General features: G+C 70.4%; 23 protein-coding genes. 19 read left to right on the top strand and 4 right to left on the bottom strand.

Annotated elements, in window-relative coordinates; genetic code table 11:
- The first annotated feature begins 279 nt into the window (after positions 1-279).
- Genes ACFU7D_RS07995 through ACFU7D_RS07945 form a run of 11 tightly spaced genes read left to right on the top strand, consistent with a single transcriptional unit; the run spans position 280 to position 10,876 of the window.
- Positions 280-1,029, top strand: coding sequence for an MlaE family ABC transporter permease (locus tag ACFU7D_RS07995; protein WP_378865482.1), 750 nt, complete (start codon positions 280-282; stop codon positions 1,027-1,029).
- Positions 1,029-1,856, top strand: a complete 828-nt coding sequence (locus tag ACFU7D_RS07990; RefSeq protein ID WP_378865476.1) for an MlaE family ABC transporter permease — start codon at positions 1,029-1,031, stop codon at positions 1,854-1,856. The genes ACFU7D_RS07995 and ACFU7D_RS07990 overlap by 1 nt, the downstream gene beginning before the upstream one ends.
- A 4-nt stretch (positions 1,857-1,860) precedes the next feature.
- Positions 1,861-3,225 (top strand): MCE family protein, encoded by a 1,365-nt coding sequence (locus ACFU7D_RS07985; RefSeq protein ID WP_378865473.1) that lies wholly within the window; start codon positions 1,861-1,863, stop codon positions 3,223-3,225.
- The gene (locus tag ACFU7D_RS07980) at positions 3,222-4,271 is read left to right on the top strand and encodes an MCE family protein (RefSeq protein ID WP_378865471.1); all 1,050 of its coding nucleotides are present in this window, start codon (positions 3,222-3,224) and stop codon (positions 4,269-4,271) included. Before ACFU7D_RS07985 ends, ACFU7D_RS07980 begins: the two co-directional genes overlap by 4 nt.
- Complete coding sequence (locus ACFU7D_RS07975) at positions 4,268-5,344, top strand: MCE family protein (RefSeq protein WP_378724003.1); 1,077 nt, start codon at positions 4,268-4,270, stop codon at positions 5,342-5,344. Before ACFU7D_RS07980 ends, ACFU7D_RS07975 begins: the two co-directional genes overlap by 4 nt.
- Positions 5,345-5,348: 4 nt before the next feature.
- Positions 5,349-6,560: an MCE family protein gene (locus ACFU7D_RS07970; protein ID WP_378865468.1), complete on the top strand. Its 1,212-nt coding sequence runs from the start codon at positions 5,349-5,351 to the stop codon at positions 6,558-6,560.
- Positions 6,557-7,717, top strand: coding sequence for an MCE family protein (locus ACFU7D_RS07965; RefSeq protein WP_378865465.1), 1,161 nt, complete (start codon positions 6,557-6,559; stop codon positions 7,715-7,717). Before ACFU7D_RS07970 ends, ACFU7D_RS07965 begins: the two co-directional genes overlap by 4 nt.
- Positions 7,714-9,135 carry an MCE family protein gene (locus ACFU7D_RS07960; RefSeq protein WP_378865462.1) on the top strand — a complete coding sequence of 474 codons (1,422 nt, stop codon included), beginning with the start codon at positions 7,714-7,716 and terminating at the stop codon, positions 9,133-9,135. The genes ACFU7D_RS07965 and ACFU7D_RS07960 overlap by 4 nt, the downstream gene beginning before the upstream one ends.
- Positions 9,132-9,605 (top strand): hypothetical protein, encoded by a 474-nt coding sequence (locus ACFU7D_RS07955; RefSeq protein WP_378724011.1) that lies wholly within the window; start codon positions 9,132-9,134, stop codon positions 9,603-9,605. Before ACFU7D_RS07960 ends, ACFU7D_RS07955 begins: the two co-directional genes overlap by 4 nt.
- Positions 9,602-10,261 (top strand): hypothetical protein, encoded by a 660-nt coding sequence (locus ACFU7D_RS07950; protein ID WP_378865459.1) that lies wholly within the window; start codon positions 9,602-9,604, stop codon positions 10,259-10,261. The genes ACFU7D_RS07955 and ACFU7D_RS07950 overlap by 4 nt, the downstream gene beginning before the upstream one ends.
- Positions 10,262-10,282: 21 nt before the next feature.
- A complete protein-coding gene (locus ACFU7D_RS07945; protein WP_378865456.1) occupies positions 10,283-10,876 on the top strand; it encodes a TetR/AcrR family transcriptional regulator in 594 nt (197 codons plus the stop codon).
- Here the strand turns inward: ACFU7D_RS07945 and ACFU7D_RS07940 are convergent.
- The 3 genes from ACFU7D_RS07940 to ACFU7D_RS07930 form a co-directional block, all read right to left on the bottom strand.
- Complete coding sequence (locus ACFU7D_RS07940) at positions 10,873-11,691, bottom strand: oxygenase MpaB family protein (RefSeq protein WP_378865453.1); 819 nt, start codon at positions 11,689-11,691, stop codon at positions 10,873-10,875. The two genes, ACFU7D_RS07945 and ACFU7D_RS07940, sit on opposite strands and share 4 nt — an antisense overlap.
- 70 nt (positions 11,692-11,761) lie before the next feature.
- A complete protein-coding gene (locus ACFU7D_RS07935) occupies positions 11,762-12,856 on the bottom strand; it encodes a hypothetical protein (RefSeq protein WP_378865450.1) in 1,095 nt (364 codons plus the stop codon).
- A 17-nt stretch (positions 12,857-12,873) separates the two neighbouring features.
- Positions 12,874-14,160, bottom strand: a complete 1,287-nt coding sequence (locus ACFU7D_RS07930; protein ID WP_378865447.1) for an oxygenase MpaB family protein — start codon at positions 14,158-14,160, stop codon at positions 12,874-12,876.
- A gap of 93 nt (positions 14,161-14,253) precedes the next feature.
- Between ACFU7D_RS07930 and ACFU7D_RS07925 the strand changes: the two genes are divergently transcribed.
- Positions 14,254-14,847 (top strand): TetR/AcrR family transcriptional regulator, encoded by a 594-nt coding sequence (locus ACFU7D_RS07925; RefSeq protein WP_378865444.1) that lies wholly within the window; start codon positions 14,254-14,256, stop codon positions 14,845-14,847.
- A gap of 31 nt (positions 14,848-14,878) precedes the next feature.
- Here the strand turns inward: ACFU7D_RS07925 and ACFU7D_RS07920 are convergent, their stop codons facing one another.
- The gene (locus ACFU7D_RS07920) at positions 14,879-15,439 is read right to left on the bottom strand and encodes a MarR family winged helix-turn-helix transcriptional regulator (protein WP_378724029.1); all 561 of its coding nucleotides are present in this window, start codon (positions 15,437-15,439) and stop codon (positions 14,879-14,881) included.
- 160 nt (positions 15,440-15,599) lie between these two features.
- Between ACFU7D_RS07920 and ACFU7D_RS07915 the strand changes: the two genes are divergently transcribed.
- The 7 genes from ACFU7D_RS07915 to ACFU7D_RS07885 all read left to right on the top strand — a co-directional run bounded on the left by ACFU7D_RS07915 (position 15,600) and on the right by ACFU7D_RS07885 (position 22,436).
- A complete protein-coding gene (locus ACFU7D_RS07915; RefSeq protein ID WP_378865441.1) occupies positions 15,600-16,976 on the top strand; it encodes an MFS transporter in 1,377 nt (458 codons plus the stop codon).
- Positions 16,973-18,463 (top strand): aldehyde dehydrogenase, encoded by a 1,491-nt coding sequence (locus tag ACFU7D_RS07910; RefSeq protein WP_378865438.1) that lies wholly within the window; start codon positions 16,973-16,975, stop codon positions 18,461-18,463. The genes ACFU7D_RS07915 and ACFU7D_RS07910 overlap by 4 nt, the downstream gene beginning before the upstream one ends.
- Positions 18,464-18,549: 86 nt before the next feature.
- A complete protein-coding gene (locus tag ACFU7D_RS07905; protein ID WP_378865435.1) occupies positions 18,550-19,515 on the top strand; it encodes a VOC family protein in 966 nt (321 codons plus the stop codon).
- Positions 19,512-20,306 (top strand): aspartate dehydrogenase domain-containing protein, encoded by a 795-nt coding sequence (locus tag ACFU7D_RS07900; RefSeq protein WP_378724039.1) that lies wholly within the window; start codon positions 19,512-19,514, stop codon positions 20,304-20,306. Before ACFU7D_RS07905 ends, ACFU7D_RS07900 begins: the two co-directional genes overlap by 4 nt.
- A gap of 7 nt (positions 20,307-20,313) precedes the next feature.
- Complete coding sequence (locus tag ACFU7D_RS07895) at positions 20,314-21,117, top strand: alpha/beta fold hydrolase (protein WP_378865432.1); 804 nt, start codon at positions 20,314-20,316, stop codon at positions 21,115-21,117.
- Between the two features lie 50 nt (positions 21,118-21,167).
- Positions 21,168-21,692 (top strand): cupin domain-containing protein, encoded by a 525-nt coding sequence (locus ACFU7D_RS07890; protein ID WP_091047114.1) that lies wholly within the window; start codon positions 21,168-21,170, stop codon positions 21,690-21,692.
- 3 nt (positions 21,693-21,695) lie between these two features.
- Complete coding sequence (locus ACFU7D_RS07885; protein WP_378865429.1) at positions 21,696-22,436, top strand: 3-oxoacyl-ACP reductase family protein; 741 nt, start codon at positions 21,696-21,698, stop codon at positions 22,434-22,436.
- Positions 22,437-22,440: the final 4 nt, after the last annotated feature.

Genomic DNA, 22,440 nt, shown 5'->3' with positions numbered 1-22,440 from the left:
ACCGCCATGGCGCTCCTGGTGTGGCTGGCATGTGCAGACCGTTGGGGGGGGGCCGGGCGCCCCCCTGGTGGGGGGGCCTCCTGCTGTCCCGGGACGGCTGACGCGTTTCCGAGGAGCGACCAAGCGTGTGAATCACGATTTACTTAGTGCTCTCGACGGATCGGCGTGACGTGCGTTACTTTCGTGCACCTCTCTCGTTGTCAGTTTGCCAACAAGCACCGTCCCCCAACGCAGGAGGCCCTCGTGAGCCTGCAGCCAGCGGTTGCCGCCACGCGTGTGATGGTGCCGGTCGGTGCCTACTTCGCCTTCGCCTGGGACGTCCTGCGCGAGCTGTTCCGCGGCGGCTTCGCGACGCGGGATTTCTTCGACCAGGCCTGGTTCGCGGTGCGCGTCTCGCTGCTGCCGACGGCGGTGATCACCGTGCCGTTCGGGGCGGTTCTCTCGCTTCACATCGGGTCGCTGTTCGCCCAGCTCGGGGCGCAGTCGTTCACCGGGTCGGTCGCGGTCCTCGGGATCGTGCAGCAGGCCGCTCCGGTGGTCACGGTGCTCGTGGTGGCCGGCGCCGCGGGCACGGCCGTCGCCGCCGATCTGGGCGCGCGCACGATCCGTGAGGAGATCGACGCGATGGAGGTGCTGGGCATCAACACCATCCGCCGTCTGGTGGTGCCGCGCGTGGTCGCACTCGCGGTGGTGGCCACGCTCCTCAACGCGGTCGCGACGACGGTCGGGGTCGGCGGCGGCTACGCGTTCAACGTACTCGTGCAGGGTGGGTCGCCCGGGGCCTACATCCACTCCTTCACCACCCTCTCCCAGCTCGCCGACCTGTGGATCGGGGAGTTCAAGGCGTTCGTCTTCGGGCTGATCACGGGCACGGTCGCCTGCTATCAGGGGATCAACGCCAAGTCCGGGCCGCAGGGCGTCGGCGACGGGGTCAACCAGTCGGTGGTGGTCTCGTTCGTGCTGCTCTTCATCGTCAATGCCGCGATGACGCTGCTCTACTACCAGATCGTCCCGCCGAAGGGCATGTGATGGCGTCCACCAGACGAGCTGTGAGTGCCGGCGTCGAGGCCTTCGCCGGCCTGGGGGACCAGGTGGTCTTCTTCGGACGTGCACTCGCCGGCGTACCGCTGACCCTGGTCCGCCACCGCAAGGAGGTGCTGCGCCAGCTCGCCGAGGTGAGCTTCGGCCGCGGCGCGCTCGTCCTGGTCGCCGGCACGGTCGGCATCATCATCTTCGAGGTGCTCGCGGTCGGCAGCGTCGTCGGGCTGGTGGGCTACCAGGGGCTGAAGCAGGTCGGGATCCAGCCGTACGTCGGCTTTCTCTCCGCCTACTTCAACACCCGCGAGGTGGCGCCGCTGGTCGCCGCGAACGCCCTGGTCGCCACGGTCGGCGCCGGGTTCACCGCGCAGCTGGGCGCGATGCGGATCAGCGAGGAGATCGACGCCATCGAGGTGATGGCGATCCACTCGGTCCGCTACCTGATCAGCACCCGGATCGTCGCCGCGCTGCTCGCCGTGATCCCGCTGTACCTGATCGGGTTGATGGGGACGTACGCGGCCACCCAGGCCGTCTCGGTGCACTACTACGAGCTCACCGTCGGCACCTACGACCACTACTTCGACCTGTTCCTGCCGCCGATCGACATCCTCTACTCCTTCGGCAAGGTCATCGTCTTCACGCTCGTCATGACGCTGATCTGCTGCTTCTACGGCTTCAACGCGACCGGCGGCCCCGCCGGGGTCGGGGTCGCGGTCGGGCGCGCGGTGCGGCTCTCGCTGGTGATGATCGTGGTGACCGACTTCTTCCTCAGCCTGGCGCTGTGGGGGTCGACCACCACCGTCCGGATCGCGGGGTGAGGTGATGTCGCGGATCGGTCGCCGAGCGGCGTACGGCGTGGTCTACTGCCTCGTCCTGGCGCTGCTGGTCACGCTGTGCGTCGGCATCTACCGCAAGGCGATGCCCTGGCAGCGCACCGCGGAGGTCACCCTGGTCGCGGCTCGGGCCGGGCTCGGGCTGAACCCGCAGTCGGACGTGAAGTTCCAAGGCGTCCTCGTCGGTCAGGTCTCGGCGGTGCACCCCCGGCCCGACGGCGTACGCGTCGACCTGGCCATCGAGAAGGACAAGCTCGCCCTCATCCCGGCGAGCGTGTCCCCGCGGGTGGTGCCGAAGACCCTCTTCGGCGACAAGTTCGTCGACCTGGTCGGCTCGCCCGACCCCGGTCCGCGGCGGCTGAGGTCGGGCCAGGAGCTGCGTGTCTCCCAGGTCGCGGTCGAGGTCAGCGACCTGTTCAGCCGGCTGGAGCCCATCCTGGCGGCGGTCGACCCGGCGAAGCTGTCCACGGTGCTGTCGGTGATCGCCGAGGTGCTCCACGGCCGCGGCGGGCAGATCGCTGCCACGCTCGACCGGACCCGCGAGTTCCTGGAGCAGGTCGACCCCCACCTACCCACGCTGGTGGCGGACCTGCGCTCGCTCGGTCGCACCGCCGACGTCTACGCCGAGGGCGCCGACGATCTCGGCACGATCCTCACCTCGGCCGCCGGCCTGAGCCAGGACCTGCTCGTGCCGAGACAGCGCACCTTCGACCAGATGCTCGACCAGGTCACGGGCGTCTCAAAGCAGACCTCGGACCTTCTCGACACCAGCGGGGACACGCTGGTGAAGGTGAGCGGGCGCCTCGAGCCGGTGACCGAGCTGCTGGAGGAGTACTCCTCGGTGCTCGGGTGCACGATCACCGGCACGCGGATCGTCGACACCCTCGCCAACGAGGTGATGGGCTCGCGTGGCCCCTACGTCAGCCTGACCATCGACATGCTCACCGACCAGGCGCCCTACACCTACCCCGACGACCTTCCGACCAACCCGTCGTCGACCGCTCACGACAGTAGGCTGCCCGCGATCTACCCGGGCTGGGAGCCGCATTGCCCGGAGTTCACCGACGCGGTGCTGGCGATGCGGAACCACGGTCCCTACTCCCAGCTGCTCCCCGGCGTCGTGCTCGACCTGGACGAGGCTCGCGGGACCGACGAGGCGGGAAGCGCCCAGACCCCGCCGGCCGGCGAGCGCGAGAGCGCCGCGATGACCGACGCGGCGGTCGCCCGGGCGCGTGAGGCGCTGGCCCGGGCGATGGCCGCCTCGCTGACCAGCACGCCGCAGGACGAGGTGCCCGGCTACGCCGGGATGCTGCTGACCCCCTTGGTCTCCGACGGAGAGGTGGACCTGCCATGAGGAGGAGCCCGCTGCCGGCCTCCGCGGTCAAGCTGCTCGGCTTCGCCGCGGTGTGCGCGGTCCTGCTGGGCCTGCTCGCGGTGACGATCGGCAACATCAGCTTCCGCACCACCCACACCTATGTCGGGCTGTTCACCGACGCCACCGGCGTACAGCACGGGGACCGGGTGCGTTTCGCAGGTGTCGACGTCGGCTCGGTGCAGGGCGTCGAGCTCGACGGGGACGACCTGGCGAGGGTGATCTTCGAGGTGGACGAGGAGATCCCGATGTACGCCGCGGCGCGGCTCCAGCTCCGCTACGAGAACCTGCTCGGCCAGCGCTATCTCTCGATCGCCGCCGAGCCCGGCTCCGGCGTCATGATGCCGCCCGAGGGCACCTACGGGGTCGATCACACCACCCCGGCGCTCAACCTGACCGACCTGTTCAACGGCTTCCAGCCGCTGTTCCGCGCGATCGACCCGGAGAAGGTCAACCAGCTGAGCCTGGAGCTGGTGCGCGCCTTCCAGGGCGAGGCCGGGCGGATCACCTCGCTGATGACCCACCTGGAGTCGCTGACCAGCACGATCGCCGACCGCCAGCAGGTCATCGACCGGGTCATCGACAACCTCAACACCGTGCTCACCACGGTCGGCGAGCGCGACGCCAACCTGACCGCGCTGATCGTGGAGTTCAAGCAGCTGATGGCCGGCCTGGCCGCCGACAAGGACACGATCAGCGCCTCGCTCACCGACACCGCGGAGCTGCTGACCACGGGCGGGGCGCTGCTGCGTGACGTACGCAGCCCGCTGCACGACAACCTCGTCCCGCTCAGCGACCTGGCTGCCCAGCTCAACGACGACCGCGACATCCTCGACAAGTCGCTCGATCGCGCGCCGATCAAGCTGCGCGCGGCCAACCGGGCGGCCTCGCACGGCTCCTGGTTCAACTTCTTCGCCTGCCAGATCGGCCTGCAGATCACGCTGCTGGACGGGCAAGTGATCAACCTGAGCAGCCCGTCGGTCTCGGCCAACGAACGCGACACGGTCTGCGGTGGGGGTGAGCTGTGAACCGGACACGCTCGGACAAGGACCTCGTACGCTTCGCCCTGCTCGGCACGCTCGCCATCGCGCTCGCTTTCGTCACGGTCATGAACTGGCAGCGGCTGCCGCTGGTCAGCGGTGGCACCACGACCTACACCGCGGAGTTCGCCGACGCCTCCGGACTCGTCGAGGGCGAGGACGTCCGGGTGGCCGGGGTGAAGGTCGGCACGATCACCGACATCAGCCTCGGCAGAGGCAAGGTGCTGGTCGGCTTCGAGGTCGCCGACATCGAGGTGGGCGAGCAGAGCACGGCCCGGATCGAGATCAAGACCCTGCTCGGCCAGCACTACGTCAGCCTGCGCACCCACGGAGAGCCGCTGCAGGACGGCGGCACCATCCCGCTGGCGCGCACCTCGACCCCGGTCGACATCGTCCCCACGCTCGACGAGCTCGGGAGGAAGACGGCCGAGCTCGACTCGGCCAAGATGGCCGAGGCCTTCGCGGCGCTGGCCACGGTGCTCGACCGGGCCGCGCCCCAGCTGGAGCCGACGCTGAGGTCGCTGACCGACATCTCCCAGGCGATCAGCTCGCGCGACGAGAAGATCCGCGAGCTCTTCGAGAACACCAGGACCGTCTCCGGCGTGGTCGCCGCCCGCGACCAGGATCTCCAGGAGCTGCTGGCCAGCTCCGCGCAGGTCCTGCAGATGCTCGAGGAGCGTCGTGAGGTGCTCGACCAGCTCATCGCCGGCACCAAGCTGCTGGCCACCCAGGCGCGCGCGGTGATCACCGAGAACGAGAAGCTGCTCGAGCCCACCCTGGCCAAGCTGGACGCGGTGCTCCAGGTGCTGCGGGCCAACCGCGAGCAGCTCGACGCGATCTTCGAGAACAGCCTCGCCTACGCCCGCTCCTTCATGGGCGTTGCCGGCACCGGGCGCTGGCTGGACGCGACCGTCGGGCTGCCCCAGGGCGCCGCGGTGTGCCTGCAGCCCGACGCCGGCGACCTGGGCGACCTGGTCGGCGGGCTGCTGAGCGGGGTCAACGAGGCCCTCAACCAGTCCGGCCAGCCGTGCCTGCCGGCCGGACCCGCGGTGAAGAGGTGAGCCGATGAGAACCTTCAGGATCTGGATGGCGCTGGTGGTGGCGATCCTGCTCGTCGCGGCCGGCGCCACGGTGCTCGACCTGCACGAGCGGGAACGTCGCCTGACGGTGATGTTCAGCCGCACCACCAGCCTCTACGAGGGCGCCGCGGTCAAGGTCCTCGGCGTCAAGGTCGGCAGGGTCACCCGGATCGAGGTCGACGGCACCGAGGTCGCGGTCACGATGACCTACGACCGGGACGTACTCCTGCCGAAGGACGTGCACGCGATGATCGTGCCGCCCTCGCTGGTCGGTGACCGGTTCGTGCAGCTGGCGCCGGCCTACCTCGACGGGCCGGTGCTGCCCGACGACTCCCGGCTCGGCGTCGAACGCTCCGGGGTGCCGCTCGAGCTCGACGACACCTTCGAGGGACTGGACGAGCTCGCGGTCGGGCTCGGGCCGGACGGGGCCAACCGGGACGGTGCGCTCTCGGACCTGCTCGCCTCCTCCGCGGAAGCGCTCGACGGCAACGGTGAGCTCTACCGCGAGACGGTGACCGAGCTGGCCGCCGCGCTCGACACGCTCGCGACCAGCAGCGACGACGCGTCCGCGACCGTGACCAACCTGGACACCACCACCAAGACCCTGGCCGGCAGCGACGAGGAGATCCGGGCGGTCGTCACCGCGCTGGCCACCATCGGTGTGCAGCTCAACGGCCAGCGCGGCGACATCAAGGCGGCCGTCGTCCAGCTGCGGCTGGCGCTGCGGGCGCTCGCCGACTTCGTGCACGGCAACCGTGGCAATCTCGACCGGACCATCGCCGACCTGACCGCGGTCGTGGACCAGGTCGACGACCACAGCGCCGAGGTCGGCGAGGTGCTCAGCCTGACCCCCGCGGGGCTGTCGAACCTGATCGAGTCGTTCGTCCCGATCAACTCGAAGATCGAGGACGTCACCAAGCTCGACCCGGCCGCGCGGGCCGGGTCGCTGGTGCTGCGGGCCAACCTCCTCGACAGCCTCGACGTCACCCTGGCCACGGTCTTCGACACGATCTGCGCCGAGTTCCCGGCCGACCTGAAGGTGCAGCTCGCGGGGATCTGCGGCGCGTTGCGCTCCGCGGGCGGGGACATCGGAAAGGTGCTCGACATGCTCGTGCACGCATCACCCGACGGGATCCTGCAGCTCTCCGGCGGCCGGACCACCACCCTGCCGGGTCTGTTGACCGGAGGCGTCGAATGAGAAGGCTGACCATCGCGCTCGCCGCCGGGTCGCTCGCGATGAGCGGATGCTCCTTCACCGGCGTACAGGATCTGCCGCTGCCCGGTGCGGTCCACGGCGACGACACCTATCCGGTGACGGTGGTCTTCGCCGACGCCAACAACCTGGTGCCCAACGAGACCTGCCGGATGAACGACGCGATCGTCGGGTCGGTCGAGTCGGTCACCCTGGGCAAGGACCTGCGCGCACACGTGGTGTGCCGGGTGCGAAGGTCGGTGAAGCTGCCCGCCAACCTCTCCCCGACGCTGGCCGAGACCAGCCTGTTGGGGGAGAAGTACGTCGCCCTCGAGCCGCCCGCGGGCGAGGAGGAGCGTGGCGTGCTCGCCGCCGGCGCCACCATCGAGGAGGCCGCCACCCACATCAGCCCGAACGTCGAGGTGGTGCTCAGCGCCCTCTCCCAGGTGCTCAACGGAGGCAACCTCGGCAAGGTCGCCTCGATCGTCGACGAGCTGAACGCGGTGCTCGCCGGCACCGATGTCCCGGCGACACTGAAGGCGCTCGAGCGGTTCGTCGCCACGATGGACACCAACCGCGCCACCCTGGTGAGGACGCTGGACTCGCTCGACCGGTTCGCGGCCCGGCTGGCCGAGCAGCGCAGGGCGATCGCGGCCGCGATCGACTCGGTCCCCGCCGGGCTGCGGGTGCTGGAGCAGGAGCGACCCCAGGTGGTCAGCACCCTGGTCGCCGTGCAGGACCTCTCCGAGCGGGCGACCAGCGTGATCGACCGGAGCAAGCGAGCCACCGTCGCCGACCTGGAGAGGCTCGTACCGGTCATGGAGTCGCTGGCCAGCAGCGGAAACGACCTGGCGATGATGATCGAGCGGCTCAGCACGTTCCCCTTCCCGACCAACACGATGGCGGTGATGAAGGGCGACTACGGCGGGGCGCTCGCCAACATCGTGGTCGACGTCGACCTCCTCAACCAGCTGCTGATGCCCCAGGCCGGCTCGCTGGCGGCCGAGACGGCGAAGGACGCCGAGGACGGGGACGGCGCGACGCAGCAGAAGGAAGGTCCGGACCCGCTGGCCGAGCTCCCGCTGGGCGATCTGCTCGGCTCCGCGCCGCCCATGGACCTCGAGGGCATCCTCGGCGGCATGCTGGGCGGAGGCACCCCATGAGGCGCGTGACCCGGGTCCAGCTGACCGCCTTCGTGCTGGTCTCCGTGCTGGCGATCGGCTACGGAGCGGTGCGCTATCTCGACGCGGGCCACCTCGTCTCCCCGCCCTACGAGGTCTCGGCGGAGTTCGCCGGCTCGGGTGGTGTCTACCCGCGGGCCAACGTCGAGCTGCTCGGCGCCAAGGTCGGCGAGGTCACCGAGCTCAGGCCCGGCCCAGGCACCGGGACCACCGTGGTCATGGCGGTCGAGGAGGGTGTGCAGATCCCCCGAGCGGTCGAGGCCCGGATCCGGGTGAAATCGGCGATCGGGGAGCAGTATGTCGAGCTGACCCCCACCCGTGCCGGCGCCCCCCATCTCCGGGCCGGTGACGTGATCCCGGTGGCGGCGACCCAGACGCCGGTCGACACCGCGACGCTGCTCGAGCACGTCGACGCGCTGATGAGCTCGGTCGATCCCGACGACCTCGGCACGGTGCTCGACGAGCTCTCGACCGGCCTCTCGGGCGGTTCGGGACCGGCCACCGAGCAGATCCTGGACGACTCCGCCGAGATCTCCAAGGTCGCCCTCGACAACGTCGAGGAGATCAACTCGCTGATCGACAACGCCCGCACCGTCCTCGACACCCAGGCCGACCTGGCACCGACCACGAGCATGTTCCTCGAGCAGATCGCCGGGCTGCTCTCCCAGCTCGAGGCGATCGATCCGGAGATCGGCGAGGTGTTCACCCAGGGCGTACGCGCCGGCACCGAGCTCAACGGTCTGCTCTCCGCCAATTCCTCGGCCATCGCGTTGCTCCTCGACGACACGCTCCACACCGTGGAGATGCTCGATGCGCGGCTGCCGTCGGTCCGCAAGCTGCTGGTCATGCTGCCGTGGATCCAGGAGTCGGTCTCGGCCGTGTTCCGCTACTGCGACGAGATCGACCCGAAGACGGCCGAGCCGGTGAAGAGCTCGTGCCACTACGACCAGCACGGTCGACCGCTCTACTCGGCCTACGTGGGGCTGCAGCTCCCCGAGGTCCCCGGCCGTCGGGGCGGCCAGTCCTACTTCCCGTGCACCGAGGGCTACGAGGGCACCACCCGCTACCTGCCCGACGGCACCCCGCTCGAGGGCGACGGGCCGCCGCAGGAGAAGGATGCCGATCCCAATCTCGAGGCACGGTGCACGGTCGACCCGACCGATCCGGTCGCTCCCGACGTACGCGGTTCCCAGAACGTCGAGGTCCCGGCGACGCCACGGGTCGAACGGCAGCACTCCACCCAGGGTTCCTCGGCGCCGCAGATCGCGCTCTACGACCCCACCACCCACACCGTCGCGACCCCTGACGGGACGGTGCGGATGGACACGTCCGCGCCGCCGTCCGCGGCGGGCGACCGGCTCGGTTGGCTTCTGACCGGCGCCATGAGAGGAGAACGATGAGCACGCGAAAGATCGTGACCGGGGTGCTGGCGCTCGCGCTGGTGCTGCTGGTCGCCGCCAACGTCGTGGTCAGGATCCGAGCCACGACCGACGAGGACGGCAGGGCCGCACGCGTGGTCGCCCAGCAGGCCGTGACCGGGTTCTTCAGCCTGAACCACGCCGACCCCGGCAAGGACGTCGACGCGGTCGTGGCGCTCTCGACGGGCACGTTCAAGAAGGAGTACGCCGCCAAGCGCTCCGCCATCGTCGAGAGCGTCACCACGAACAAGATGGTCGTGAAGGCGACGGTGCCCGGTGACGGCGCCGCGCTGGAGTATCTGTCGCGGACCTCGGCCCAGGTGCTCGTCGCCGTCGACGTGCACTCGACCTCGAAGAGCGAGTCGAGCGACTCGCGCTACCGCACCCGGGTGCGGCTGACGAAGCAGGACGATGGCGCCTGGAAGGTGTCGGGACTGGAGCAGATCGGATGAGCGAGACCACGCAGGAGACTGCTCCGGAAACCCCTGAGGAGACTCCTGAGGAGACCCCGGAAGAGACCTCGGACCGGACGGTCGAGGAGGCCCGCCGCCTCGACCTCGGATCGCTGCGGTCCACGCTCGGCGCCAACCGCCTCCACGCCGCGCTGGCCGCCCTGGTCCTCGTCGCCGCGGGCCTGCTCGCCTGGCAGCTGCTCGGCGCACCCGCGGACGACCCGGTTCGCCCGGTGACCTCGAAGGACGGCTACCGGGCCGGCACGGTGCCGACCGCGCAGGGCGCACTCGAGGTGGCCGTCGAGGCCCTGCCCGCGGCGCTGACCTACGACTACCGCACCCTCGACCAGAGCCGCGCGAAGGCGACCGCCCAGATGACGCCGGCCTTCGCCGCGGAGTTCGCGGGGACCTACGACGAGACCGTCGGCAAGCTCGCGAAGGACAAGCAGGCGGTGACCAGGGCGGTCGTCCGTGGTGGCGGTGTCCTCAGCGCGGGCGAGAGCAAGGTGACCACGCTGGTCTTCGTCGACCAGGTGCTGGTGGCCAGCAAGCAGACCGAGAACGAGGCGCCGATGGTCGTCGCGCAGAGCCGTGTCGTCGTGGAGCTGCGCCGCAGCGGCGAGACCTGGAAGGTTGCCGACATCCGCCCCTTCTAGCGATCTCCTACGATGGCGGACATGACCACCGCTGTCGCACCACGGTGGCGTCGTTTGGATCCGGACGAGCGGCGCGACCAGATCCTGGCGTGCGCGGTCCGGCTCTTCGGTGAGCGTCCCTACGCGGCGGTCTCGACCACGGAGATCGCCGCGCAGGCGGGCGTGGCGCGTGGGCTGCTCAACCACTACTTCGGGACCAAGCGCGACCTCTACCTCGAGGCCGTGCGCACGATGCTGTTCCTGCCGCCGCCGGAGGAGATCGGCCCGGTCTCGGGCACCATCGCCGAACGGGTCGATGCCGCTGTCGGCTGGCTGGTGAACGTCATCGACACCTACGGCGTCATCTGGCTCAGGTACGCCGGAGCCGGCGGTGCCGACGCAGACGTCCGCGAGATCCTCGACGAAGCCGACAACCGGGCCGCGGACCGGGTGCTGGACGTGATCGGCTTCGCCGGCACCGAGGCCGAGCGCGCGGTGGCGCACGCGACCGTACGCGCCTTCGGCGGTGCGGTGAAGGCGATGGCTCGCGAGATCGTCGAGCACAGGACGATCTCGCCGGAGCAGGCGCGCAGGCAGCTCGGCGCGGCCCTGGTCGCGATGCTCGAGGAGCTCTAGATGACCCGCGCCCCGGTGCGCATCCGGCGGCGCATGTCCCACAGCGTCAGGCGGGCGGGGAACTGGCGCAGCCGGCGGGGCATCCGCCGGTAGATCGGCGGGAACGCCCTCCAGAACAGGTCGTAGCGCTGCTGGTCCTTCGCCGTCCACTCGAAACCGAGGATCTCGCGGGTGTGCGGGTCCAGGTTGCCGCGGTCGAGCAGGGCCTGGAGCGGCGTCATCCAGCGCAGCCAGACCGGTGCGCCCTGGGTGATCAGCCGGTGGCAGAAGTCCTGGACGGCGGGGTCGGGCTCCAGGTCGGCGATCTTCTGTTCCCAGTAGGCGTCGAACTCCTCGAGCGTCTCGGGCCACTGCTCGGGGCGCACCTGCAGGGCGTTGCCGAAGATCTGCGCGTCGCGGTAGAGCCGTAGCCGCACCTCCGGGCTCGGTGGACCCCAGATCCGCTCGTGGATGAAGATCCCGTTGTGCGCCAGCGTCGCGGCGACCCACAGCTGCAGCTCGGGGTCGAAGGCGGTGTAGCGGCCGGGGGAGCGGACCGTGCGGTGGGCCCTGTTCACCATCTTCGAGATCGCCCGGCGCTCCTCCTCGGAGCCGAGGATCATGACATAGACGTACGTCATCGTCGTCCGCAGCCGGTCGGCGGGTCGTTGCAGCGTGGTGCTGTGCTCGGCGACGCCGAGCCCGACCCCCTTCTCGGCGAGCTGGAAGAACACGGTCGATCCGGCTCCGAGCATCAGCGCCTGCTCGGCGATGAGATCGGCCAGTCCGTACGCATCGTTCTCGTTGGTCTCGGTGGGTTGTTCGGCGATGCTCATGCGGGCCTGCCTTCCGTCCCGATTCGGCGTACTCCGAGTGTAGCGTCAGAATTGAATGTGGGTTAGAAAACTAGTGCAGCGCGACCAGCTCGTGGAGCGTGCGGCCGCGCTCGACCCGGGTCTCGCGGCCGATCGTCACGGTGAGCTCGAAGTCGGAGAGGAAGCGGAAGTAGCCGGGCTCGCCGACCAGTCGACGGACGATCGGCTTGAGCAGCGCGCCGCCGACCCTGGTGCCGACGACCGGGACGTCGTCGAGCAGATCGTGGCCGTGGATGACCTCGCGTACGTCGAGCCGCAGGTCGACGGATGCCTCGCTGACCCCGTCGGCCGATGCCGCGGTCTTCAGGCGGAGCCAGGTGGGGTAGCCACGATGGGCGTCGCGATGGTGCTCGAGCGGACCCTCGGTCACGGTGACCTCCCCGGTGCTCAGCACGATCGTGTGGCCGAGAGCCAGCATGAGCGGCTTCGACTCGTGGTGGTCGAACCGCTTCTGCGTCCTCACCATCGCGTAGACGAGCGAGAGGTCCTCGGTGTAGAGGCGGCCCCAGTGCCAGCGGTCGATGATCCGGGGCATGTTGCCGACGCCCCAGTTGTGGTCGTGGTAGCCGATGCCGTGGGCCTCGATGGTCTCGCCGTCGAGGACGACGGTGCCGGTCACGACGGCCCGCGGGCCGGGGACCACCCAGCCGAAGAAGTCGCTGTCGCCGTACTTCGTCCAGCCCTGGCCGGGCATCCACGACGGCGTCCGGTTGGTGAAGGTGAGGTCGAACTCGATGCCGTCCTCGGCGACCCTGACCCGGTGCGCGGGCAGCGGGTCGGCGCCGACCAGCTCGGCGATGTTGTGGCCGACGCGTGCCCGGCACTGCTCGGCGGAGGCCTCGAAGGCCATGTGCGGGTAGTGCTTGATGACCTGCCTGCGGGTGCCGTCGGGGTGGTAGACGACGACCTCCACGACCGGCTTGCTGCCCGGCGGCTCCTCGGGCCGGCGCTTCTGCAGGAAGACGACGACGGTGTGACCGGTGTCGAGGCGGGCGTCGAAGTACCAGTGCTCGAAGGCCCACTTCGAGTCGGCGGGGTGCAGCGCGTTGTCGCGCGGCTCGACGACGGTCAGCTTGCCGTCCTTGCTGCCGGGGCCGCTCCAGCCCTCGGTGATGGTGATCGCCACGTCGCTCTCTCCTGGGGTCAGCGCCGCAGCGCACTTGTCGCGTCGAACTCGGCCTGCCGGCCCTCCATCTGAGCCGCGTACCAGCTGCGGCGATGGCGGTTCATCACCCTCGCGTGCAGCTGACGCAGGCCGGGCAGTCGACGCAGCAGCTCGACGACCGTCACCAGCGGGAACCGCACGAGGATGATCAGCAGCCACGGGAACGCCGGTGGCATGTCGTACATCCGGCGGGTCTCCGGAGCCATCCACAGGGCGCAGTAGGCCGAGTAGATCCGGTAGTTGTACGCCGCCCGGAGCCGCTTGAGCCCGTGCTGCCCCGGCCGCGGGGCGAAGGCCGCCGGGAACGACTCGATCAGCTCCTTGCCGGCGGGGCCGGCGTCGTAGCTGCGGGCCGCGGTGCTCATGAACAGCACCTGCAGCTGCTCGATGATCGTGGTCGGTGCCCAGCGCGGCTGCACCCCGAGCAGGTGGCCCATGTAGCGGTTGAAGTGGATCAGCGCCCGCATCTCCTTCGGCGTCGTCTGGACGCCGGTGAGCCACAGAGCCAGCGCGGGCGCGACGGCGCCGCCGATCTGGGTCATCTGCTCGTAGGTCTGGCTGATCGGCAGGCCCCATGCCTCGTGGTCCCACTCGGGGTGGTCGCCGACCCGCTTGCGGACCGCGACGTGCATGACCCGCACCAGCATCGCGGTCTTGCGCGCCTGGGAGTTCCTCTCGAAGAGCTGGCCCGGCTCGGAGACGTCGATCCAGAACTTCACGGTCTCGAGGAAGCGGCGCAACGCGGTGTCCCCGGCGTACCCGCCCGCCAGGGACAGCGGCATCGCCACGGCGCCCTCGGTGTAGATCTCCAGCGTGATCGCGCCGGCGACGCTGAACAGCATCGTTCCCCAGCGGGTCCAGACGGCTGCCCCCTGCTCGACGAGGTCGCGGTCGACCCAGTCCGGCACGGTCTCCAGGTCGGCGAAGAGTGCCTTCATCGACTCCGGTGCGTCGGGCACGGACTCGATGCCGTGGTCGAGCGCCTGGTCGAGCATCGCGCGGCCCTCGCCATGCCCGTACGTCCCGCCGAAGAAGACCTCGGCGACGAACCGTTCAGCCAGCGGGTCGCCGGCGAACTGGTCCTCGCACAGCAGCCGGGCCTGCTCGTCGGTGGGGAAGAGGTCGTGCCCGGTCAGCCTCCGGAACACGTTGCGCCGGCGCTGCCAGTGGGGGAGGTCCTTGCGGTTCCAGTACTGGAACCGCGTCGGGCAGACCTCGCCCGGGGCTCCGGACGGGGGTGGCGGGGTGTGCACGTCGGTGCTCATGGGATCTCCTGATCGCTCGTGCTGCCCGTCACCCTAACCGAGAACCGTACATCTGTGTATGGTTCTGTTTGACCGACCGAGGAGGATGGGGCGATGGCGACCCAGGTGCGACGCTCCCGCGGATCCCGGCTCACGGCCGACGACTGGGCCGCGGCCGCTCTCGACGTGCTGGTGGCCGAAGGCATCGGCGCCGTCGACATCAATGCCGTCTGTCGTCACGCGGGCGTCACGCGAGGCAGCTTCTACTGGCACTTCGCCGACCTGGCCGCCCTGCATGCGGCGATGGCCGAGCACTGGTCGGCGCAGACCCGGGAGGTCCTCGAGCAGCTGGCCGAGCTCGACCTGCTACCACCGCGCGAACGACTCAGGGCGATGACCATGCGCCTCCTCGACGACTCCAACTGGGGCGTCGAGCGTGCGCTGCGCGACTGGGCCCGCACCGAGCCCACCGTCGCCGAGGTGATCGCCGAGGGCGACCGGTTCGTCTTCTCCCTCGTCGAGGGCGCCCTGCTCGAGCTTCGCGGCGACCCTGCCGAGGCCCGTGTCCTGGCCGGCCTGCTGGTCTACGCGGGCATCGGCTTCGCCCACGGCCGGTCCGGCCTTCCCAAGCCGACCGCTGAGGAGATCGAGCGACTCTTCGACCTCGTCGGCCCCGAGGCGACGCCGTCATCGCCGACGGATTCCTGACCGTCGGGCGTACGTCCTCACCGGGGACGTCTCAGGAGGCGACCTCGCCGTCGGTGTCGAAGTCGGCCTCCACGATGGAGCGCTCGAGCTTGCTGAGCAGCCGGGCGAGCTCGTCGCGCTCCGCTCTGGTGAGGTGGTGGAGCAGTGCGTCCTCCGCGCGCAGGTGGTCCTCGATCGCGCGGTTGATCACCTCGAGGCCCTCGTCGGTGAGCTGGGAGTAGACGACGCGGCGGTCGTCGGCGTCACGCTGGCGGGTGATGAGCCCGGCAGCCTCGAGGCGGTCGAGCCGGAAGGTCACGCCTGCCGAGGAGAGCAGCGAGCCGTTCGCGAGATCGCGGCCGGTCTTGCGGTAGGGCGCGCCCGCGCGGCGCAGCGCGGCGAGGACGTCGAACGAGGCCGAGTTGAGGTCGTGGCGGCCGAAGACCTGGGTCAGGACCGACTGGTAGCGCAGGTAGATCCGGTGCACCCGTCCGAACAGCGCGATCGGAGAGGGGTCGAGGTCGGGGCGCTCGTGAGCCCACTGGGAGACGATCGCGTCGACCGCGTCGTCGCTGCCCGAGGGCTGGTCGGCGCTGGATCCGGTGTCGGTCATGGTCGCAGTGTACGAGCCGGGTCGGGCGTGATGAGACAGGAAGTTAACGCACGAGGGGTTGACGGCCGTTCGTGACGCAGCGCACACTCTAAGCACTTAACGATTAAGCACTTAGGGATTCTTCGTCTGTAGAGTGCTGCGAACCGAAAGTACCCCTCACATGGTCAACATCACCCCGGTGCCGCCGGCCGTCACGGCCGAGCAGATCAGTGCCCGGCTCGAGCGGCTGCCGCTCTCGCGCTGGCACGTCAAGACCCGCGTGCTCGTCGGCGTGGCCACGTTCTTCGACGGTTTCGACCAGCTGATGATCGCCTACGCGCTGCCGGTGCTCATCCCGTTCTTCGGCCTGAACCCCGGCCTGATCGCCTGGACGATCGCCATCGGCGGCATCGGGATGCTGCTCGGCGCGCTGGCTGGTGGCTGGCTGGCCGACCGGGTCGGCCGGGTGCCGGTCCTCATCGGCTCGCTGGTGCTGTACGCCGTCATGAGCCTGCTCATGGCGGGCACCTCCACGCTGTGGATCTTCCTGGTGCTCAGGTTCGTCCAGGGCTTCGGGCTCGGCGCGGAGGTCCCGGTCGCGGCGACGTACATCGGTGAGATCACCCGCGCCCACCGCCGCGGTCGCTTCGTCCTGATCTACGAGCTGATCTTCCCGGCCGGGCTGGTGGCCTCGGCGCTGGTGGCGGCCTGGGTCGTTCCCACCTTCGGCTGGCGCTGGCTGTTCGCGCTCGGCGCCATCCCGCTGATCCTGGTGCCGTTCATGCGGCGCGTCCCGGAGTCGCCCCGGTGGCTCGCCGCCCGCGGCCGCCTGGAGGAGGCCGACCAGGCGACGCGCCGGATCGAGGCGGAGGTCGCCGCTCAGAAGGGTGAGCTGCCCGAGCCTGCGACCGGTGCGACGCAGGCCGTCCGCCAGGGCCGGGCCCGTCTCTCGGAGCTGTTCCAGGGTGTCTACCTGCGGCGCACGCTGATGCTGGCGACGGCCTGGCTCACGGCGTACTTCGTCAACTACGGCATCGCCGCCTGGCTGCCGACCATCTACGGCCGGGTCTTCCACCTCGACGTCGACACCGCCCTGCGCTACAGCGTCGCCACCAGCGTCGCGGGCATCATCGGCTGCATCGTCATCGCGCTGACCATCGACGTCATCGGGCGCCGGGCGGCGATCGCGGTCGCGATGCTCGGCAGTGCCGCGACCCTGTTCGTGCTCGCCTCGACCGGCGCGACCAGCGCGGGCACCGTCCTGATCTGGTCGGCGCTCTCCGCGATGTTCATCTTCGCGGTGAGCCTCGCGCTCTACGTCTACACCGCCGAGCTCTACCCGACCCGGATGCGGGCGCTGGGCGTCAGCGTCGGCGGGGCGTTCGGCAGGCTCGGCATCATCGTCGGCCCGCTCGTGGTCGGTGGCCTCATCGGCCGCGGGTTCTCGATCGCCGACGTCTTCGTCGTCATGGGTGCGGTCGCCGTCGTCGGCGCGCTCACCACGGCCGTGTTCGCGGTCGAGACCCGCGAGCGTACGTTGGAGGAGATCTCCCAGTGAGCGCTCCGGACCTGACGGACCTGGTCGTCCCCGCCGACGAGATCCTGGTCGCGGGGGAGTGGCGCCGCGGCGGCGGAGCGGGGTCGGAGAGCATCGACCCGGCCGACGGCAGCGTGATCACGACCGTGCACCACGCCACGGAGGCCGATGTCGACGAGGCGGTCACTCGTGGAGCGGAGGCCGCCGCAGCGTGGGGCAGGCGGCTCCCGCACGAACGGGCGCGCCACCTGCACCGGATCGCCGACGGGATCGAGGGCTCGGCCGGGCGGCTCGCCCGGCTGCAGACCCGCGACACCGGCAAGACGCTGACCGAGACCTCCGCCCTCGTCGCGAGCGCGGCCGGCACCTTCCGCTACGTCGCCGCCGCGCTGGAGACCTTCGACGATGAGCTGACCGCTCCTCGGGGCAGCTCGCTCACGATGAGCGTCCATGAGCCTATCGGGGTGGTCGGTGCGATCACCCCGTGGAACTCGCCGATCGCCAGCGATGCCCAGAAGATCGCACCTGCGCTCGCCGCCGGCAACGCCGTCGTGCTCAAGCCGGCCGAGTGGACGCCGCTGGTCTCGCTCGCCCTGGGCCGCATCATCACCGAGTCCGGGCTTCCGTCCGGCCTGGTCTCGGTGCTGCCCGGCCGGGGATCGGTCGTCGGCGACGCGATCGTGCGCCATCCCGGCGTCGGCAAGGTCTCCTTCACCGGCGGCACCACGACCGGCCGTCTCATCGCGCACGCCGCTGCCGAGAAGCTGATGCCGGTCACGCTCGAGCTGGGCGGCAAGTCCCCGACCATCGTCTTCGAGGACGCCGATGTCGAGGCCGCGATCGCGGGGATCCTGTTCGGCATCTACTCCAGCTCGGGGCAGAGCTGCATCGCCGGGTCGCGGCTCTTCCTCCCCGCTGCCCGCGCCGAGGAGTTCCTCGAACGGCTGGTCAAGGCCGTCGCGCGGCTGCGCATCGGCCACGGGCTCGACCCGCTCACCCAGGTGGCGCCGCTGGTCCATCACCGGCACCGCGACAGCGTCGCCGGTCACGTCGACCGCGCCCGCGCGGCCGGCGGGGAGGTGCTGGTCGGTGGCGACGTGCCCGAGGGGGAGGCGTACGCAGAGGGTGCCTACTACCTGCCGACCGTCATCGCGGGCCTGGACAACTCCGCGCCGACCTGCCAGGAGGAGATCTTCGGACCGGTCCTCTCGGTGCTCACCTACGACGACGAGGACGACCTCGTCGCCCGTGCCAACGACTCGGTCTACGGGCTGGCGTGCGGCCTGTGGACTGGTGACTACCGGACCGCCTGGCGGGTGGCCCGCCGGATCGACGCCGGCACGGTGTGGATCAACACCTACAAGCAGTTCAGCATCTCCACCCCGTTCAGCGGGATGAAGGAGAGCGGCCTCGGCACCGAGAAGGGCCGTCGCGGCATCGCGGAGTACACGCGCCAGAAGAGCCTCTACTGGGGGCTCGACGAGGCGCCGCACCCCTGGGCCGGCTGAGCACAAGGTGACCTGGGCCACGGTTTCCTCTTGACATGAAAAAGCCTAAGCGCTTAAATATTAATCACTAAGAGAAAGGAGTCGAGATGTCGATCGCCACACTGCACTCACTGCGCAGCGTCCAGCTGCAGGTGCCGACGCTCGCCGAGTCGACGGACTTCTACTCCGAGGTCTGGGGCCTCTCGGTCGTCGAGCAGGACCACGACGACACCTGGCTGCGCGGCACCGGGGAGAACCACCACGTCCTCCAGCTGACCCGCGCGGCGCGCAACGGTCTCGGCGCCATCTCGTTCGCGGTGCGTACGCCGGCCGAGGTCGACGAGGCCGCTCGCCGGCTCGCCCTCCGTGGGATCCCGATGCTCGCCGAGCCGGGCGCCCTGGACCAGGCGGGCGGCGGCTACGGGATCCGCTTCGCCGACCCGGAGGGCCGGGTGATCGAGCTCGTCGCCGACGTCCACGCCGTGAAGCCGCTCGACCGGGACCGTCCCGTCCCGATCGGGGTGACGCATGTCGTGCTCAACACGGTCGACATCGACCGCGCGGTGGCGTTCTACACCGACGTCCTCGGGATGCGGGTCTCGGACTGGTCCGAGCACCAGATGGCGTTCCTGCGCTGCAACACCGACCACCACAGCATCGCCTTCAACCAGGCAGCCTGGACCTCGGTCAACCACGTCGCCTACGAGATGCCGAGCATGGACCACTTCATGCGAGGCATCGGCTCGCTCAAGCAGCAGGGCGTCCCCCCGCTGTGGGGTCCCGGTCGCCACGGTCCGGGCAACAACACCTTCTCCTACTTCGCCGACCCCGCCGGGCTCGTGTGCGAGTACACCTCCGACGTCGCCCAGGTCGTCGAGGACCAGTGGCTGTGCAAGGTCTGGCGCCGGGTCCCCGAGCTGTCCGACCTGTGGGGGACCGCAGGCCCGCCGTCCAAGGACGTACGCAGCCACATGGCCGGCATCGAGGACGCGGGCGTCTTCGCCGACCGTCCTGACCTGGCCGCGTCCTACGCCCCGGCGACGGCTCGTGACCTGGTGGAGGTGGCCCGATGACGAAGGTCAGCATCATCGGCGCGGGAGCCATCGGCCGGCCCGTGATCGAGGCACTGGTCGGCGGCGCCGTCGAGGACGTCGAGGTCGTGGGTGTCGTCAACGACACCCCGGTCGGCGAGTGTCCGGTGCCGCAGATCCGGCTCGCGAAGGCGATCGAGTCGAGCGACGTGATCGTCGAGTGTGCCGGTCAGGCGGTCGTCTCCCGGCACGGTGCCGAGATCCTCGACGCCGGTCGTGACCTGCTGATCACCTCGGCGGGGGCACTGGCCGACCAGGAGCTGGTGGCCGCTCTCAGGGCCGCCGGCCCGGGTCGGATGTTCATCACCTCCGGCGCCATCGGCGGCATCGACCTGCTGGTCAGCGCCGCGAGCCACGGTGCGGTGCACCGGGCGTCGGTGACCACCACCAAGCTGCCCGCGACCCTGCTGCAGCCGTGGATGGACGACGAGACCCAGGCGCGGGTCCGCGCCACCACCGAGCCGACGACCATCTTCCAGGGCTCGGCCGCGGAGGCCGCGCTCTACTTCCCGCGCTCGCTCAACGTCGCGGCGACCGTCGGGCTGGCCGTGGGCGACCTGGAGCTGGTCGAGGTCCGCCTCATCGCCGACCCGGCCGCCTCGCTGACCAGCCATGTCATCGAGGCGGACGCGGACGCCGGCAGCTACCGCTTCGAGATCCGCAACCACCCCTCGGCCGCCAACCCGCGTACGAGCGGTGTGGTCTCGCGCGCCGTGGTCCGGTCCCTGTCCATGCTCGTCGGCCGGCCGGTCGGCGCGGTCAGCATCATCTGAGGCCGCGATGACCACCACCACGCTCCGCGCCACCGGGGTCCACGTCGAGGACGCCGGCAGCGGCCCGACCATCCTGTGCCTGCACGGCATCGGCTCGAGCTCGGCCTCGTTCGCGCCCCAGATCGCCGCGCTCGCCGGCGAGTTCCGGCTGCTGGCCTGGGACGCCCCTGGCTACGCCCGCTCCGCCGACCCCGACACCGCTCTCGACCTCGACGGGTTCGCCGACGCGGCGGCCGCCGTCATCGAAGAGTACGCGGCAGCCGGCCCGGTCCACGTCCTGGGTGTCTCCTGGGGCGGGGTCATCGCGGTCCGGCTCGCCTCCCGACACCCCGGGCTGGTCCGCAGCCTCGTGCTCGCCGACGCGAGCCGCGGCTCCGGCACGGCCCCGGAGAAGGCCGCGGCGATGCGTACGCGGGCCGCCGAGCTGGATGCCGCCGGCAGCGCGGCCTTCGCCGGTGGCCGCGGCCCCCGGCTGGTGAGCCCGGCGGCGTCGGACGAGCTGGTCGAGCGGGTGATCGCCACGATGCGGGACTCGATCCGGGTCCCGGGCTACGCCCTGGCGGCCGAGTCGATGGCGGCGACCGACCTGACCACCGAGCTCGGCGCGATCGACACCCCGACGCTCGTGCTCTGCGGTGACCAGGACCAGGTCACCGGGATCACCGAGTCGCAGGCGCTTGCCGGCGGCATCCCCGACGCGGTCCTGGTGACCTTGCGCGGGGCCGGCCATCTTGCCAACCAGGAGTCGCCCGAGGCGTTCAACGCCTGGCTCTCCTCCTTCGTCGGGATCGTCGAGCGCCTCTACGGCTGACGCCACTCCCGAAACCCGATAACGAACACCGCACCGAAAGGAACCACCCCATGTCGATCACCCAACAGCCCCTCACGTACGAGACGGCCGAGAGCCTGGAGGAGTTCACCGACTCCATCATCCTGACCCGCGCCTCGCGGCACGAGGACTGGGACACGCTCGGCTTCCAGGCCAAGGCGGGCGACCAGTTCAAGCGTGCCCAGGTCCGTTACGTCGGCTCCGGCGCGACCGGAAACCACGAGAACGACAACCGCACCATCAAGTCCCAGGGCTTCACCTTCTCCAACATGCTGCTGCCCCCGGGCGGCGAGGGCCCCGAGCACACCCACCACGACGCGGAGGAAGCCTTCTTCGTCCTCGAGGGCGAGGTCGAGGTCGGCGTGCACCGTGACGGCCAGGTCGTCAAGCGCACCCTCGGCTACCGCGACATGATCGTGGTGCCGGCCGGCGTGCCGCGGAGCCTGAAGAACAACGGCGACACCGACGCGCTGTTCTGCGTGATCATCGGTGCCCAGAAGCCGCAGGTCCCGACGTACCCGGAGACCTCGGCGATGCACGGCGTCACCCGGGACTGACCCATGAGTCTCGACGGTGCACCGGTTCTGGTCACGGGCGCGGGCCGCGGCCTCGGGCTGGCGATCTCCCGGCGCCTGGCCCAGGCCGGTGCCCGGGTGTGGCTCGCGGACATTCGCGAGGACTGGCTGGAGACTGCCGGAGCCACCCTCCGCGAGGAGGGCCACGACGTCTCGACCGTCCCGGTCGACGTCACCGACCAGGCGTCGGTGCGGGCGATGGTGAAGGAGACCGGGCCGGTTCACGGCCTGGTCAACAACGCCGCCCGCGCCGACGGGGTCGGCGGCAAGCCGGTCCACGAGATCGACCCCGCCGAGTGGGACTCGCTGATGGCGGTCAACCTGCGCGGTCCGTGGCTGGTCAGCCGCGAGGTCGTCCCCGGGATGATCGAGGCGGGCGGCGGCCGGGTGCTCAACATCGGTTCGGACTCGGCGCTCTACGGCTCGGCGAACCTCGCCCACTACATCGCCTCCAAGGGCGGTCTTGCGGCGCTGACCCGGGCGATGGCGCGTGACCTCGGTCCCTACGGGATCACCGTCAACACCCTGGCGGCCGGCCTGACGACCACCGAGGCGGCGCAGCAGATCCCCGAGCACCGCCACCAGCTCTACCGCGACAACCGGGCGCTGACCCGGGACCAGGAGCCCGCCGACGTCGTCGGAGCCGCGGCCTTCCTGCTCGGCCCCGAGGCCGCCTACATCACCGGACAGCAGCTCGTCGTCGACGGCGGCTTCGTCTTCCACTGACAGG

The sequence above is a fragment of the Nocardioides sp. NPDC057577 genome, assembly GCF_042801335.1.
GTDB lineage: Bacteria > Actinomycetota > Actinomycetes > Propionibacteriales > Nocardioidaceae > Nocardioides.
Note: the sequence above shows the minus strand (reverse complement) of the source record. Positions and strands in the feature narration are given on the sequence as shown.

Bases quoted from the DNA above. Each gene is read 5' to 3' on its own strand.
- ACFU7D_RS07995 (WP_378865482.1), top strand. From the start codon at position 280: ATGGTGCCGGTCGGTGCCTACTTCGCCTTCGCCTGGGACGTCCTGCGC.
- ACFU7D_RS07915 (WP_378865441.1), top strand. From the start codon at position 15,600: ATGGTCAACATCACCCCGGTGCCGCCGGCCGTCACGGCCGAGCAGATC.
- ACFU7D_RS07945 (WP_378865456.1), top strand. From the start codon at position 10,283: ATGACCACCGCTGTCGCACCACGGTGGCGTCGTTTGGATCCGGACGAG.
- ACFU7D_RS07930 (WP_378865447.1), bottom strand. From the start codon at position 14,160: ATGAGCACCGACGTGCACACCCCGCCACCCCCGTCCGGAGCCCCGGGC.
- ACFU7D_RS07985 (WP_378865473.1), top strand. From the start codon at position 1,861: ATGTCGCGGATCGGTCGCCGAGCGGCGTACGGCGTGGTCTACTGCCTC.
- ACFU7D_RS07925 (WP_378865444.1), top strand. From the start codon at position 14,254: ATGGCGACCCAGGTGCGACGCTCCCGCGGATCCCGGCTCACGGCCGAC.
- ACFU7D_RS07990 (WP_378865476.1), top strand. From the start codon at position 1,029: ATGGCGTCCACCAGACGAGCTGTGAGTGCCGGCGTCGAGGCCTTCGCC.
- ACFU7D_RS07980 (WP_378865471.1), top strand. From the start codon at position 3,222: ATGAGGAGGAGCCCGCTGCCGGCCTCCGCGGTCAAGCTGCTCGGCTTC.
- ACFU7D_RS07955 (WP_378724011.1), top strand. From the start codon at position 9,132: ATGAGCACGCGAAAGATCGTGACCGGGGTGCTGGCGCTCGCGCTGGTG.
- ACFU7D_RS07970 (WP_378865468.1), top strand. From the start codon at position 5,349: ATGAGAACCTTCAGGATCTGGATGGCGCTGGTGGTGGCGATCCTGCTC.
- ACFU7D_RS07920 (WP_378724029.1), bottom strand. From the start codon at position 15,439: ATGACCGACACCGGATCCAGCGCCGACCAGCCCTCGGGCAGCGACGAC.
- ACFU7D_RS07890 (WP_091047114.1), top strand. From the start codon at position 21,168: ATGTCGATCACCCAACAGCCCCTCACGTACGAGACGGCCGAGAGCCTG.
- ACFU7D_RS07900 (WP_378724039.1), top strand. From the start codon at position 19,512: ATGACGAAGGTCAGCATCATCGGCGCGGGAGCCATCGGCCGGCCCGTG.
- ACFU7D_RS07940 (WP_378865453.1), bottom strand. From the start codon at position 11,691: ATGAGCATCGCCGAACAACCCACCGAGACCAACGAGAACGATGCGTAC.
- ACFU7D_RS07950 (WP_378865459.1), top strand. From the start codon at position 9,602: ATGAGCGAGACCACGCAGGAGACTGCTCCGGAAACCCCTGAGGAGACT.
- ACFU7D_RS07960 (WP_378865462.1), top strand. From the start codon at position 7,714: ATGAGGCGCGTGACCCGGGTCCAGCTGACCGCCTTCGTGCTGGTCTCC.
- ACFU7D_RS07885 (WP_378865429.1), top strand. From the start codon at position 21,696: ATGAGTCTCGACGGTGCACCGGTTCTGGTCACGGGCGCGGGCCGCGGC.
- ACFU7D_RS07905 (WP_378865435.1), top strand. From the start codon at position 18,550: ATGTCGATCGCCACACTGCACTCACTGCGCAGCGTCCAGCTGCAGGTG.
- ACFU7D_RS07965 (WP_378865465.1), top strand. From the start codon at position 6,557: ATGAGAAGGCTGACCATCGCGCTCGCCGCCGGGTCGCTCGCGATGAGC.
- ACFU7D_RS07895 (WP_378865432.1), top strand. From the start codon at position 20,314: ATGACCACCACCACGCTCCGCGCCACCGGGGTCCACGTCGAGGACGCC.